This is a genomic window from Arthrobacter rhombi (genome assembly GCF_039526245.1).
Lineage (GTDB): Bacteria > Actinomycetota > Actinomycetes > Actinomycetales > Micrococcaceae > Arthrobacter_H > Arthrobacter_H rhombi.
The window spans coordinates 12903-27538 of the sequence record NZ_BAAAIV010000004.1 but is presented as its reverse complement, the minus strand read 5'-3'; the positions used below and the strand labels follow the sequence as shown (position 1 = coordinate 27538).

The following is a 14636-nucleotide window of genomic DNA, read 5'->3' as shown; positions in this document are numbered from 1 at the left end:
CCACCGGCCAAGCCGGTGGGCACCCGTGGTGGTGTGTGGTGCTGCTACTTCTTGACGACCTCTGCTGCCGGTCGACGGTCGGCCTGGTGCGCTTCACCGTGGCCGAGGATGTGCTGCGGGATACCGAATGCCAGGATGGCCAGCACGAAGCACGTGATGCCCGGCAGCCAGGCATTTTCAAGCGTCCAGAAGCTCAGTGCATACAGGGCGCCCACGAACATGACGAAGAAGACCGCGAAGGCCAGGAAGTTGCCAGCGAAGTTGCCCTGACCGGAATAGGCCTTGCTCTTGCCATCTGAGTACACTGCGATTCTCCTTGTTGTCCTGCGCCGGCTGGCGGTGGTGCGCGCTCGCGCTAGTAGCCGGCGGTGCCCTGCTCACCCTCTACAATAGCAACTCCCGAGCTGGCCCCGAGCCGGGTCGCTCCGGCAGCGATCATGGCCTGCGCATCGGCCAGGGAGCGGACCCCGCCGGACGCCTTGACGCCCAGATCCGGTCCAACCGTCCGGCGCATCAAGGCGATGTCCTCCACGGTCGCCCCGCCGCCGGCGAAGCCGGTGGACGTCTTCACGAAGTCGGCCCCTGCCTCGGCGGCAGCATCGCAGGCCAGGACCTTGGCAGCTTCATCCAGCAGGGAGGTCTCGATGATCACCTTGAGGATGGCACCGCCTTCGTGAACTGTGGTCGCGACGCCGCCGATGTCGGCAACCAACGCGTCACGGTCTCCGCGGCGCGCCGCGGAAACGTCGATGACCATGTCAATCTCACTGGCGCCATCGGCGATGGCTCCGGCCGCCTCGAATGATTTCACGGCGGTGGTGGTTGCCCCGAAGGGGAAACCGATGACCGAGCACGTCAGCACACCTGAGCCCTGCAGGGCATCGGCGACAGTGGTGACCCAGAGTGGGTTCACGCAGACGGACTTGAAGTGGTACTTCGCGGCCTCGGCGGCGACGGCCAGGATGTCCTCGCGGGAGGCATCGGGCTTGAGCAGCGTGTGGTCGATGTAGGAGGCGATGGTGTCAGGTGTGGGCTGCTGGGTCATGGTTCCCTCTCGGTGGGTGGGTCGGTGGGTTCAGAGGCCGAGTACGGTGCCGATGTCGGCACGTACGCGGGCCAGTCGCTCGCGGGCGCGCTCACGCGCATCCTGCAGATCGTCGGCTGAGGCCGCTGGTTCGATGACCTCGAGATAACACTTGAGCTTGGGCTCGGTGCCGCTGGGCCTGACGATCACCCGGCTGTCATCCGCGGTGGTGAACGCCATCGCGTCGGTGGGCGGCAGTTCCGTGCTGCCGCGTGCCAGATCGGCGGCCAAGGTCACTGCCGAGCCGGCGATGGACGAGGGTGCCTGGGCGCGCAGCCGGGTCATCAAGGTGCCCAGTTCGTCGAGCGAGGTGACACGTACGGAGAGCTGGTCCGTGGCATGCAGCCCGTGATCCAGTGCCAGCGCATCGAGTTCGTCGCACAGCGTCCGGCCGGCGGCCTTGAGCTGGGCCGCGAAGTCGGCCAGCAGCAGGGCTGCTGACATGCCGTCCTTGTCGCGCACCAGATCCGGGGCGACGCAGTAGCCCAGCGCCTCTTCGTACCCGAAGGAGAGCCCGGGGACCCGAGAAATCCATTTGAATCCGGTCAACGTTTCCTCGTGGGAGATGCCGGCGGCGGCTGCAATGCGGGCCAACAGGCGTGAGGAGACGATCGAGTTCGCGAAGACCGGCGCCGCGGCGGGGGATGCGGCGGCACCCGCTGCATCGGTGGCTAGCCGGGCCGCGATGTGGACGCCGAGCAGCGCGCCGACCTCGTCGCCGGTGAGCATCCGCCACCCGGTCCGTGGGTCCTTGACGGCAGCGGCACAACGGTCCGCGTCCGGGTCGTTGGCGATGACCAGGTCCGCAGTCGTCGTCTGCGCCAGGTCCAGGGCCAGGTCGATGGCGCCGGGCTCTTCAGGGTTCGGGAAGGCGACAGTGGGGAAATCCGGGTCGGGTTCCGCCTGCTCGGCCACCATGTGGACGTCGGCGAAACCGGCAGTGGCCAAGGCCCGGGACATCGTGTCCCCGCCGACACCGTGCATCGGGGTCACCACGATCCGCAGGTCGGCACGGAGCTCGCGTTCAGGGGCATCAGCCGGGATCAGCGCGGTGATGGATTCCAGATACCGGGCCTGCACATCACCGGGTTCGCCGGCGGCTGGCAGCACGGTCCACCCGTCCTCTGCCAGCTCGATGCCTGCCAGTGCGTCCGTGGCCGTGATGCGCTCGGCGATCTCGGCATCCATGGGGGCGACGATCTGCGCGCCCTGTCCGGAGTCGGAGACGGCCCGGCCGCCGAGGTAGACCTTGTAGCCGTTGTCCTGGGGCGGGTTGTGGCTGGCGGTCACCATGACCCCGGCTTCGCACTCCAAGGCACGGACCGCCCAGGCGAGCACCGGAGTGGGCAGCAGGGCTGGCATCAGGAACGCCTCGATGCCTGCTGCGGTGAAGATGGCGGCCGTCTCCTGGGCGAAGACGTCGGAGTTATGGCGGGCATCGAACCCGACAACGGCCCGAGGCGTGTAGGCGCCGGCCGCAGTGTCGAGCAGATACCGGGCAACTCCGGCTGCGGTGTGCCGGACCACGACCCGGTTCATCCGGTTGGGGCCGGCACCCAGTGCCGCGCGCAACCCTGCCGTGCCGAAGGACAGGGGTCCGGCGAACCGGTCGGCCAGCTCGTCCCGCGCCGCGTCGTCGGTGCGAGCAGAAGAGAGCAGGGCTTGCAGCTCGGCGGTGGTCGCCGGGTCTGGATCCTCGGCGGCCCAGGCCTCTGCGCGCGCGAAGAGGTCCTCGGACGACTGGGGGGCGGAATTCATGATGCTCCTGGGGTGCGGTTCTCGGATGGGCGATGCAGGGCGGATTAGATGCGTCCGACGATTTCCGCCAGCAATTTCGAGATGCGCGGTCCGGCGGCCTGTCCGGCTTCGATGACCTCCGCATGGCTGAGCGGGACCGGGCTGATCCCGGCGGCCAGGTTGGTCACTAGGGAGACGCCGAAGACCTCCATGCCGGCGTGCCGGGCGGCGATGGCCTCCAAGGCGGTGGACATGCCGACCAGGTCAGCACCGATGTTCCGGGCGTACCTGACTTCTGCCGGGGTCTCGTAGTGGGGGCCGGTGAACTGGGCGTAGACGCCTTCGTCCAGGCGGGGGTCCACCTCGCGGGCGATCGCGCGCAGGCGTGAGGAGTAGAGGTCGGTGAGGTCCACGAACGTGGCACCCTCCAAGGGGGAGGTCGCCGTGAGGTTGAGGTGGTCGCTGATCAGCACGGGTGTTCCGGGTGCCCAGGCCTCGTTCAGGCCCCCGCACCCATTGGTCAGGACCATGGTGGTGCAGCCTGCGGCGGCAGCCGTGCGGACCCCGTGGACGACGGCGCGGACGCCCTTGCCCTCGTAGTAATGGGTCCGGGCGCCGAGTACCAGTACACGCTTCCCTGCAGGCGTCAGGATTGACCGGATGGTCCCGGTGTGTCCGACGACGGCGGGGGAGTGGAAGCCGGGTAGGGTCGCCGCATCCAGGGTGTGGGTGGTCTCGCCGATCAGTTCGGCGGCCTCGCCCCAACCGGAGCCCAGGACCAGGGCTGTGTCGTGGGAATCGATGCCGGTCTGCTCGGCCAGGACGGCCGCCGCGTCGCGGGCCAGCTGGAAGGGATCTTCGTTGATTTCGTTCACGGAACCAACTTACCGTCGGTTGCCCTGCGGCCGGTACCGGATCCGGCGTGCAAGTTACGGGCAGGTAGTGGAGAATGGATTGACGTGAGCGTAGAACAGAGCAAAACGTCCCAGCGGTTGATCATCCTTGGCGGCGGCCCCGGTGGCTATGAGGCCGCAATCGTGGCTGCACAACTTGGTGCCGACGTGACCATCGTCGAGCGGCAGGGCATGGGCGGATCGGCAGTGCTGACGGACGTCGTCCCGTCCAAGACCTTGATCGCGACCGCCGACGCCATGCGCCGGGTCAGCGGCGCCCAGTCCTTCGGCGTGACCGTGGAGGGCAAGGCGGATGCCAGCGCCGACCTCAGCGTCGTCAACGCACGCCTGATGGAACTCGCCCGTGAACAGTCAGCCGATATCCGCGTGGGCCTCGAGCGTGCCGGCGTGCGCGTGGTCCTGGGTGAGGGGCGCCTGGTCGACAACCGCCACATCGCCGTGACCGGCAATGACGGCAGCGAGGAAACCCTCGAAGCCGACGCCATCCTGCTCGCCATGGGCGCCCACGCCCGCGAGCTGCCCACCGCAAAGCCCGATGGGGAGCGCATCTTCTCCTGGACCCAGGTCTACAACCTCCAGGAGATCCCCGAACACCTCATCGTCATCGGCTCCGGCGTCACCGGCGCTGAGTTCGCTTCGGCCTACAACATGCTCGGAACCCGGGTGACGCTGGTTTCCTCCCGCGACCGGGTCCTCCCAGGTGAGGACGCTGACGCCGCCGCAGTGCTGGAGGACGCGTTCGAGTCCAACGGGCTGGAAGTCGTGGCGAAGTCGCGAGCCGAATCCGTGGACCGGACCGCAGAGGGCGTGCGGGTCACCCTCTCCGACGGCCGGACCCTAGACGGTAGCCATTGCCTGGTGGCCGTCGGTGGCATTCCGAACACTGAGGGCATCGGCCTGGAAGAGGCGGGCATCGAACTTTCCGAGTCCGGCCACGTCAAGGTCGATGGCGTCTCGCGCACCACGGCCCCGAACGTCTACGCTGCCGGTGACTGCACCGGCGTCTTCGCACTGGCGTCAGTGGCCGCCATGCAGGGCCGCATCGCCATCGCCCACCTTATGGGAGACGGCGTGCGGCCGCTGAAGACTCACGAGGTCTCCTCGAACATCTTCACCAGCCCCGAAATTGCCACAGTGGGCGTGACCGAAGCGCAGGTCAAGGAGGGCAAGTACCAGGGCGACATCATCAAGCTCGATCTGGCCACGAATGCCCGCGCAAAGATGATGAACGTGAAGGAAGGCTTCGTGAAGATCATCGCGCGCAGCGGCTCGGGCACGGTCATCGGCGGGGTCGTGGTCGCACCGCGCGCCTCCGAGCTGATCTATCCGATCGCCTTGGCTGTACAGAACCGCTTGCACGTGGACGACATGGCCCAGACCTTCACGGTGTACCCGTCGCTGTCGGGCTCGGTATCCGAAGCCGCCCGACGGTTGCACAAGCACCTGTAGCCCCAAGCTTCCTACTGCGCTTCGGGTCTCAGGGAGCAAACATGACGTCTCTGTGACGCGTACGTGCGTCCATTATGTGGACACATTGATCGGCGAGTGGTCAAAAGTTCTAGTATTGCTCGAAGTATTGATCACACGCGCACAAGAGGTGTCCCCATAGTGTCCAGTTTGCCCACCAACGCCGCTCCGAAGGCGAACACGCGAGGTCGCGTGATCTTCTCCAGCATGATCGGCACCACCGTGGAGTTCTACGACTTCTACGCCTACGCCACGGCCTCGGTCCTGGTCTTTCCGGCACTGTTCTTCCCGAACGCCACGAATATCAACGCCATCCTCAGCTCGTTTGCGATCTTCGGGGTCGCCTTCGTCGCGCGCCCTCTGGGGTCGATCATCTTCGGCCACTTTGGAGACAAGATTGGCCGCAAGGGGACTCTCGTTGCGTCCCTGATGACCATGGGCATCGCGACCTTCCTCATCGGGTTCCTGCCGGCGGCCAGCGGAGGGTTCGTCATCCTCGCGCCACTGCTGTTGGTGCTCCTGCGTTTTGCCCAGGGTCTGGCACTCGGCGGCGAATGGTCCGGTGCCGCGCTCCTGGCCACCGAGAACGCCCCGCCCAACAAGCGCGCCATCTACGGCACCTTCCCGCAGCTGGGTGCTCCCATCGGCTTCATCATCGCCAACCTGGTTTTCGTCGGCCTGCAGCTGGGCCTGAGTGCCGAGCAGTTCCAAGCATGGGGCTGGCGCGTGCCCTTCATCCTTTCCGCGGTCCTGGTGGCCGTGGGCATCTATGTGCGCCTGAAGCTCGTTGAGTCTGTTTCCTTCCAGAACGTCCTCAAGCAGGAAAAGGTCGTGAAGTCGCCGGTCAAGCAGACCTTCCGGTTCCACTGGCGTCCGGTTCTGGCAGGCACGATCATCATGTTCGCCACCTACGTGCTGTTCTATTTGATGACGTCCTTCACGCTGACCTACGGAACGTCCCCGGCCACCGTCGATCAGGCGCGCGCCGCGGCCGAGGCCAAGGGCAAGGTTTTTGACGCCGCCGCCGAGGCAGCATTCGTCCCCGGGCTGGGCGTTCCGCGAACCGAGTTCCTCTGGATGCTGATCCTCGGCGTCGTGTTCTTCGGCATCTTCACGGTCATCTCCGGCCCTTTGGCGGAGAAGTTCGGCCGCCGTAAGTTCCTGCTGGGCGTCTCAGTCCTGATCCTCATCTTCGGGGCCACCTGGACGCTGATGTTCGGCCCCGGCACGGGGGCCGCCATGGTGGGCCTCATCATCGGCTTGTCCCTGATGGGACTGACGTTCGGTCCCATGGCTGCCTATCTTCCGGAATTGTTCCCGGCCAATGTGCGCTATACCGGCTCCGCGGTCGCGTACAACCTCTCGTCCGTCATTGGCGCGGCACCGGCATCGTTTGTGGCCATTGCCTTGTGGCAGGCAGGCGGGGGAAACACCGTCTGGGTGGGCATCTACCTGGCTGCAGCAGCGGCTTTGACGATCGTCGCACTGTTGATGACCGGCGAAACCCGCGATCAGGACTTCGAGAACAACGTGGGATAGCCTCCCCACCCACAACAATGGCCTGCCACCCCTTCTGGGTGGCAGGCCATTGTTGGTGTCGGAGGTGTCAGTCCTGAATGCTGGCCAGGACTGCTCCGGCGGATACGGTGTCGCCGGCGACTGCGGTGAGACCGGTGATGGTCCCGGCACGGTGGGCCGTCAGCGGCTGCTCCATCTTCATGGCCTCGAGGACGACCACGAGATCGCCTTCGGAGACGGTGTCTCCGTCCTTGACCGCGACCTTGACGATGGTGCCCTGCATGGGAGAGGTCAGGCTGTCCCCGGTAACGGCGGTGCCGGCGCTGGAGCGGTTCGAGCGCTTGCGCTTGGCCTTGCCGTTGGACTTGCTGCCGCCGGACAGGGAACCCAGCCCGGCGGGCAGGACTACCTCCAGGCGCTTGCCGCCAACCTCGACGGTAACTGCCTGGCGCTCATCGGTGGTCTCGGGCAGGGCACCGGTTGGGGTCCAGGGCTCGATGGTGTTCTCGAACTCCGTTTCGATCCAGCGGGTGTGGACGCTGAAGGGGCCCGATGCCGGAACGAAGGCGGGGTCGGCCATCACGGCGCGATGGAACGGGATGACCGTGGGCATGCCCTCGACCACCATTTCATCGAGCGCGCGCCGGGCGCGTGCCGCGGCCTGGTCACGGGTGGCCCCGGTGACGATCAGCTTGGCGATCATCGAATCGAAATTGCCCGAGACGGACTCACCCTGTTCGACGCCGGAATCTACGCGGACACCGGGGCCCGTGGGCAGGCGGAGCGTCGAAATAGTTCCGGGGGCCGGCATGAACCCGCGTCCGGCGTCTTCGCCGTTGATGCGGAATTCGAAGGAGTGACCGCGCAATTGGGGGTCGCCATAGCCCAGTTCCTCGCCCCGGGCAAGACGGAACTGCTCGCGAACGAGGTCGATTCCGGAGATCTCCTCGGAGACGGTGTGCTCGACCTGTAGACGGGTATTCACTTCGAGGAAGGAAATGACTCCATCGGTGCCCACGAGGAACTCACACGTCCCGGCCCCTACGTACCCTGCCTCACGCAGGATGGCCCTGGATGACTCGTAGAGGCGGTTGACCTGGTCCTCCGACAGGAACGGCGCGGGCGCCTCCTCGACGAGTTTCTGGTTCCGGCGCTGCAACGAGCAGTCACGGGTGGAGATGATGGCGACGTTCCCTTGGGCATCCGCCAGGCACTGGGTCTCGACGTGGCGGGGGGCGTCCAGGAAGCGCTCGATGAAGCATTCGCCCCGGCCGAAAGCGGCAGTGGCCTCGCGGACTGCGGACTCGTACATCTCCGGGATCTCATCGCGGGAACGGACCACTTTGATACCGCGACCACCACCACCGTAGGCAGCCTTGATCGCGAGAGGCAGTCCGTGCTCGTCGGCGAATTCCAGGACCTCCTGGGTGGAATGCACCGGCTCTTTCGTGCCGGGAACGAGCGGGGCGCCGACCTTGGTGGCGATGTGGCGCGCCTGGACCTTGTCGCCGAGCTGGGCGATGGCGCTCGGAGGCGGTCCGATCCACGTCAGGCCGGCGTCGATCACCCGCTGGGCGAACTCGGCATTCTCGGAGAGGAACCCATATCCGGGGTGGATCGCGTCGGCTCCGGAAGCTGCGGCCGCTTCGAGGATCTTGTCCATGACCAGATACGACTCAGCGGCGCTCTGGCCGCCCAGCGCGAAGGCCTCGTCGGCCAGACGGACATGTAGCGCCTCGCGGTCGGGCTCTGCATAGACGGCGACGGAGGCGATGCCCTCGTCACGGGCCGCGCGGATGACGCGGACGGCGATCTCGCCACGGTTGGCGATGAGGACCTTGGTCAGCTGGGGCATGGCAGGTAGAACTCCTTCAATTTGCTGTTTGGAGCCTACCGTCGCTTGTGGGTTGTACACGTAATTCCACGCCGATCCCCGGGAGTCCATCGAGGAATTTTGTAGGGGTTCTACAAAAGAACTGGCGTATCGGTTAGCGTGCGTATCGTCCGCAGGTAATACTCACGGGAGCGTCGGTTCTTCCTCGATCTCGAAGCACTCTGGGGGTACCGTCGAAATCCTGATTGGTGTTCCCGTACAGGTACACACCTGTCGACGAAACCACCGGCTCACGCCATGGCGACCCCAACCGTAATTGGATGGGCTTGTATGTGTCGGGGCGGCTGACAGCCCGGCGGCCTATGGCCAGGCAGTTGACCAGCGAATTGGCTGCATTTTCGTTCTGACCTGGCGTGAGTGCGTCCACCACCTCTAATTGGCCAGAACGGCTGTTAGATCCCTGCTGGTCCGGCGTCCTGACAATTACCGAGCGACGCTCAGCGTCAGCTGATCCGACCTAGTTTGCTCTCAACGTCCGGGCGCAGTTATATCAGAAGTCATGTAGCGAATCTTGCCGCCGTCGTGAGCAATTTCGTCTTGAATTTTTAGTGCCACCGGCACTTCGAAGTTGACCATTTCGCGAAGTTCCTCAGCGATATTCTCGCCGACGTTTGACGTGCTCTTCATGACAAGCCGCAGTTCAATCGACATATCGGCATACTGATGAATCTGGAACTGCTTGACGTCATCGATGTACTCGTCGCACAGGTTTGTGAGATTTACCGTGGCAACCAATGCGCCACTAGGCAACGTCAATTCGTCGCTTGTTCTGCCAGCAACGGAACCAATCCGTGGAGTTGTCATGCCACATGAGCACGGTCCATCTAATTTTCGACTCAGGTCGCCCATTCGATAGCGAATAAGTGGGAACACCCGGTTCTCCAAGTCGCTAACAACCGTCTCACCCGTCTCGCCGTTCGAGAGTACTTTCGACTGGCGATCCACGATCTCAATTCGGCGCAGTGGCTCAAACACATGCAATCCATCCTGTTGGACGCATTCACCCGCCATCCAGGGAATTTCCGCGCATCGATAATGGTCGTAGACCGGCGCGCCGAAGATTCGTGTGATTTCGCTTCTAATGGCCTTCGTCAGTGGAGCCGCCGTTGTCCCAATGGCAATCGGCGCAGGCAACTGTTGGCCGAGCGCTTCCATCCGGCGGGCGACTTCGTATATGCCCCCCACATAGCCCACGATGACATCAGGCGACATCCGCCGCCACTGGTCGGCGAGTTCAGCCATGGCCTTGTCGTCGAAGTAGTACGCGTTGTGTTGGTAACGGCGGGTCGGCCACCACAGGAGATCGTGACTTTTTGAAGTGTTGATCTTCGTGGTTTCCCGCCGGATATCAAGAAAGTTTCCATGAATGGGGACACCCCACCACCGCAATAGTTGCCATTCCAGTACGCGCGCTGGGAAACGAAGATCGCGCAGAATGCGGAGCGGTTCTCCCGTGCTGCCCCCGGTCCGCGACTCAACACTATTTCGATCTGTCTTCTCTGTGGAGACGAACATCTCTCGGTGCTGACGGACGTGATGCTTTTCAACGATTGGTAATTCCGTGAAGGCTGCGGGGTCGTCCAAGTCCTTCAGCGTAAAGCCAGCATCACGATAGAAATCGCGATAGAACTCAGTATTGGTCATGGCGAAACGGGCCTGACGGGTACTGGCATCGGCTGTCACCTTAGCCAATTGCTCCGCCGGCAGGCGCTCCCAGCGCTGCATCTTGGCGTCCAACCGTGTACTGGACGCAAATACTGTATTCTTCCGCACAAAATGAACAGCTGAACGAACGTCTACCGAGCTCATCATTTCCCCCAATAAAGCCACCAAATAAGTAAGGTTGAGGAAACAGTAGCCTCAAGCAGCGAGGTTGCCAATAGGGCGACTCCACTCACCAAGAGTGCTCGCGAAGTGGGGTGTGTTGCCGTTTGGGGAAATGCTCGGCGTACCAATGATTGGTACGGCCTCTCGCCCCACGAAAGATGATGTCGGCTACTGAGGCAGTGCCCTCGAGATCTTCCCAGGTGGTTTCTTCCAAAGTGAGACGACGTCATCGATCACCGTGTGGTGTGGAGGTATTTCAACCATTCCTCATTCGTACGTGTGCTCGCATCGCTGCCCTGATATTCGTGGAGTCCGCGGGAGGCCAGCTGGAGCGCAAATGACTGTTCGTTCGGAGTCAATGTTGGCTCCTCAGTAACTGCGCCCGTCAGAGACATCAGAGCTCAGCCCGGCGAGGCCAAACACGGCGGCGTGGTTACCGTCTAGGGATTAGCCGAGCCCGCGCTGCGTGGACGCTTGGAATCAGACGCCCGGAGGCGCCGCCGAAGTGCGGGGAAACCTGGCATCTGGTAAAGCCACACGAGAGGACGAAGAGAACTGAACCGGGCGAGCACGGCGCATGCGATAAAGGCGGTCACGAGGCCTACCGCCGTGACAACGGCAGAAGACTCCACACCGGCGGACAGCAGCGCTACGGTCGTAACGATGATGATGGGGAAATGCGACACGTAGTAGACGATCGACTTCCTGCCGATGCCCTCGACTGCCCTGACAAGTCTGGAGTCGGGCAGTGCTTTTGCTGCCGCCATCGCCACCATGATTCCGGCGAGGCTTCCCGGCGCTGTTATGGCCTCGTACTTAGACTCGACGCCATTGAGGGACGACCACACTCCTACACCAATGGCAACAACAGCACACACTGCCAAAGGCCAGCCCCGACCGAGGCGACCGAACACATCTTGCCTCTGAGTAAAAAAGTTCCCTGCGTAGAAAAAGCCGAGGAAGTAGAAGAACCCTTTGGCGAGTTCCCCGTCGAAGGGTACGGACGCCGCGAACGACGCCACCGAAACTAGCCAAGCGGGAAGACGCCGGATGAACGGGGCCATGCAGTAGTAGGTGCCGATGAAGAATAGGAACCATAAGTACCCTGTAGCGACCCACGACCACGGAGAAGTGAGGACATAGTTACTCGGCCCTTGAATGATGTGCAGCCCTGCCCACACCAAGTAGGGCCACCCGATCAGGGCGACCTTTCCTAGCAGGTACTCGGGCAGGGGGCGCTTAATGGAATGGCTCAACAGTGACCCAGAAAGGAACATCAGCATCGGCATGCGGAACGGCAGGAAGAAGTTGTTCGTCGTCCGAACCCATTCGGGCATCTCGAGCCCGTACAGAACCGGAATGGCAGGGGCATGCCAAACAAGTACCATCACGATGGCAGTACCTCGCAGTAGATCCATCCACCTGAAACGGGTCGTCGTCACATTCTCACCTTTAATCGTCGCCAATTCACAAAAGTCTAGCCGCGGGAATTATGAACTGCGCCAGGGTTGGTGGATGCATCGAGTACCGGATGGACGGAACTCGGGCGCGTGCAATTAAAGTATCCAGCGGAACTGCAAGAACGGGTCACAAGGGCGGCCTGGGGAAGCCGGGAGCCTCATGTCTTAACTCCACCTGCGTGCGCAAAGTCGGTAGTACGAAGCGTCAGGAGAGAGGCTCGAGCTCACGACTCTGACCGGCAAACGAACGCGCCATTACTCGAAAATTAGCCATTCCCCTCGCCGTGAAGTACCGAATCATTCGTCTTGCATGAACACGGGAAGGTCCTGCCGGATTGCGTCAGCCAAAAAAGTCCAGAGGGACCCGTCGGATGCCTCTTCTTCCGCGGCCATATTCAAAATAAGTTAGCCCGAAGGAACCGATGATGTATCCACCTCCACGGAAAACGGTGCGTGCTCCGCGGGACTCATGGTCGAGATTGGAGGTTAGTTTACCCAGAAGATTCCTTATCCCGCCAAAGACAACTCTGCCGACACCATTAATGAAACACCAGGCCCGTAGCTTCAGGCGATCGCGATCGCTTGCGAGAAATAGACTAATAAGCGCTTCTGAGCTTCCGATACGAAATTCGCGCCGACGAACCCATCCACGAGTTGCTCGGTCATTGGGAACCGGGTCCTGTGAGCGTGCTTCGTTGCACCACCGGATGCTGCCGCCGTGCTTGATCATTTCTTTCGAGAAGAGCGAATCTTCGCCGCCAATCAATCCCAGCGATTCGTTGAAGCGCAGATTGTACTTGCGGACGAAGGGTAGAAAAAGGAGCAAATTGTGACTAGCAGCAGCCGACAGTTGCGTGCCGGTGGCGCGTTGTTGGCGAATGAAGAAGCGCCCGGAGACCAACCAAGGATCCGGTTCCGCCTCAAAGGTGGAAACGACGTGCCCAACGACGGCTTCACACTTGAACTTCTTCCAAGTCAGCAACATCTGCTCGAGCCACCCTGGTAGCGGGACGATGTCGTCATCAACAAATATCAGCAGAGTCGAGTTCGGTGATTCATCGAGAGCTCGGTTTCGGGCGGCGGAAATGCCGGGACGTGGTTCATGCTGATAATCGATTATTTCAGGTCTGAGGGCAACGATATCGCTGGCCTCCGAGACAGGCGCGTTGTCCACAACGAGTACACGGCAGTCGAAGTCCAATCGAGCGTTAGTGGACAGCGAATCGATTTGTTGAAGTAGGGACTCGACGGTTCGGGGAAGTCGATCAAGTCGGTGATAGGTGAGTACGGCGATGGTAAGTGAAGTATTCAACTGAGGGACTCTTAATATCGGTTGGATTTCCGTCGTATATAAATCGGGAATGGGCGGGCGGGTTGGTGTTGCCTGGTTCTCCTGCGACCCATGTAGGACCGCCGCCCGTCCTTTTCAGCAGTTTGGCGTTTTTCCTGCCATATGACGGTACAAACGGAGTCAAACATGACTAATGCTAATCGGCCGACTTACTCCGAAGACGTGCGAAAGTGGCGTCACCAGCTGTGCGCGTTGGCTGTTAGTCACTATACAGAACTTAAAATCCTGGAGCCCGTAGTCCGTCGCCTCACACTACGAAATTTGGTTCGCTGTCTGTGAAGCTGAACTAGACCGGAAAGCCACCTGCGAGCTATTTCTGAGTCTCTATCCGTTGCGCCTCGAGGAATGCATCACGATGCTGTTTCCCTGCAGCGGACCAATCTCGAGCTGAGAGATCGGGGGCTTTCGCCGGCGGGTTGCGACGCAAGTCTGCCAAAGTCGACGTTAGATCCTGGGCTGATAATTGCCCTTCGTACAGGTAGACCCAGCCGGCCCCAACTTCGAGAGACAGCAGCTCGTTGGTCTCGTTGCGCGGGACCAGGACGGGACGCTGTACAGACAGTGCGGCCAGCGCGCTCCCTGAGTTGTGCATGTGCTGATAGGGGAGGACCACCAACTCCGCTTCTGTGATGGCGGCGACGAGGCTCTTTTCAGCCACGTATCCTGAGGAAAAACTGATGCGATTATCTGCGGAGGTCGCGTTCCGAACCACATTCTCGAGGTCCGTAGACGACGGTTTGCCAGTCACGGAGAGGCTCAACTCGGGGTAGTCGTTTGCAGTTTGCATGAAGCAGGTGAGGAGGTTTTCCACGCCCTTGTAGCGCCGGATGAGACCGGCAAAGGCAATCCGGCCCGCAATTTTTTCGTGCCGAGGCATATCGGCGAACCAGTCGCAGTAATGCCCGTGAGGAATAAGGCGCTGAGCCACACCGGAAATGCGTGGTGTAGTGGGGTTGATCGAAATTCGCAGGGTCGTCATGTGATCACATTTGGTCACGAGCTGCCGCCGTATGAGAGAGAGGCCTTGGGGGAGATCTAGGTTGTGAATCGTTCGAACGACCGCGATCTTTTTGAGCCGGATCCTGAGCAGGAGTAGCGCGAAAGCTAGGTCTTTTCCGCGTCGTCGGAGCCAAGTGCTGCCATCGAGTAGTGCTTCCGGCCAATGAAAATGGATCACGTCGTAATTCGCGGTGAGGGCTTTTTTCCACGAGAAGCGCATGAGGCGGAGTTCGGGGGTGTTCTCCAGACTTTCGCCAAGCATGGTGATGTAAGGATTCGTCGTGGGGCGTGAGTTTCCAAACGATTCCAGAACTCGAATGCGATGCACTGTTCCTCCACATTCTGTCATCCCCATGCGGGCTAGACAGAGCACGTTGACCGGGGA

General features: G+C 62.0%; 11 protein-coding genes. 2 read left to right on the top strand and 9 right to left on the bottom strand.

Features of this window, described 5'->3' with window-relative positions; all coding sequences use genetic code 11:
* Window positions 1-44: 44 nt before the first annotated feature.
* The 4 genes from ABD088_RS02550 to ABD088_RS02535 are packed head-to-tail and all read right to left on the bottom strand — an operon-like array spanning window position 45 to window position 3687.
* Window positions 45-305 carry a hypothetical protein gene (locus ABD088_RS02550; protein WP_343899875.1) on the bottom strand — a complete coding sequence of 87 codons (261 nt, stop codon included), beginning with the start codon at window positions 303-305 and terminating at the stop codon, window positions 45-47.
* 50 nt (window positions 306-355) lie between these two features.
* Window positions 356-1045, bottom strand: a complete 690-nt coding sequence (gene deoC, locus ABD088_RS02545; RefSeq protein WP_343899873.1) for a deoxyribose-phosphate aldolase — start codon at window positions 1043-1045, stop codon at window positions 356-358.
* 30 nt (window positions 1046-1075) lie between these two features.
* Complete coding sequence (locus ABD088_RS02540) at window positions 1076-2842, bottom strand: phospho-sugar mutase (protein ID WP_343899872.1); 1767 nt, start codon at window positions 2840-2842, stop codon at window positions 1076-1078.
* Between the two features lie 44 nt (window positions 2843-2886).
* Entirely contained in the window at window positions 2887-3687 is an 801-nt protein-coding gene (locus ABD088_RS02535) for a purine-nucleoside phosphorylase (RefSeq protein WP_343900368.1), read from the bottom strand.
* A 93-nt stretch (window positions 3688-3780) separates the two neighbouring features.
* On the opposite strand from ABD088_RS02535, the gene ABD088_RS02530 reads away from it, so the two are divergent.
* Both ABD088_RS02530 and ABD088_RS02525 read left to right on the top strand, forming a co-directional pair.
* Window positions 3781-5184, top strand: coding sequence for an NAD(P)H-quinone dehydrogenase (locus ABD088_RS02530; RefSeq protein WP_372710381.1), 1404 nt, complete (start codon window positions 3781-3783; stop codon window positions 5182-5184).
* Between the two features lie 159 nt (window positions 5185-5343).
* Window positions 5344-6741: an MFS transporter gene (locus ABD088_RS02525; protein WP_372710383.1), complete on the top strand. Its 1398-nt coding sequence runs from the start codon at window positions 5344-5346 to the stop codon at window positions 6739-6741.
* Window positions 6742-6808: 67 nt separating this feature from the next.
* Here ABD088_RS02525 and ABD088_RS02520 read toward each other — a convergent pair whose 3' ends face one another.
* The 5 genes from ABD088_RS02520 to ABD088_RS02500 all read right to left on the bottom strand — a co-directional run bounded on the left by ABD088_RS02520 (window position 6809) and on the right by ABD088_RS02500 (window position 14513).
* Window positions 6809-8575 (bottom strand): acetyl/propionyl/methylcrotonyl-CoA carboxylase subunit alpha, encoded by a 1767-nt coding sequence (locus ABD088_RS02520; protein ID WP_343899871.1) that lies wholly within the window; start codon window positions 8573-8575, stop codon window positions 6809-6811.
* Window positions 8576-9082: 507 nt separating this feature from the next.
* Window positions 9083-10351, bottom strand: a complete 1269-nt coding sequence (locus ABD088_RS02515) for a phenylacetate--CoA ligase family protein (RefSeq protein ID WP_343899870.1) — start codon at window positions 10349-10351, stop codon at window positions 9083-9085.
* Between the two features lie 530 nt (window positions 10352-10881).
* Window positions 10882-11907, bottom strand: coding sequence for an acyltransferase family protein (locus ABD088_RS02510; RefSeq protein WP_343899869.1), 1026 nt, complete (start codon window positions 11905-11907; stop codon window positions 10882-10884).
* Window positions 11908-12241: 334 nt separating this feature from the next.
* Complete coding sequence (locus ABD088_RS02505; RefSeq protein ID WP_343899868.1) at window positions 12242-13213, bottom strand: glycosyltransferase; 972 nt, start codon at window positions 13211-13213, stop codon at window positions 12242-12244.
* Between the two features lie 349 nt (window positions 13214-13562).
* On the bottom strand, window positions 13563-14513 hold the full coding sequence (locus tag ABD088_RS02500; protein WP_343899867.1) for a glycosyltransferase: 951 nt from the start codon (window positions 14511-14513) through the stop codon (window positions 13563-13565).
* Between the last annotated feature and the right edge of the window lie 123 nt (window positions 14514-14636).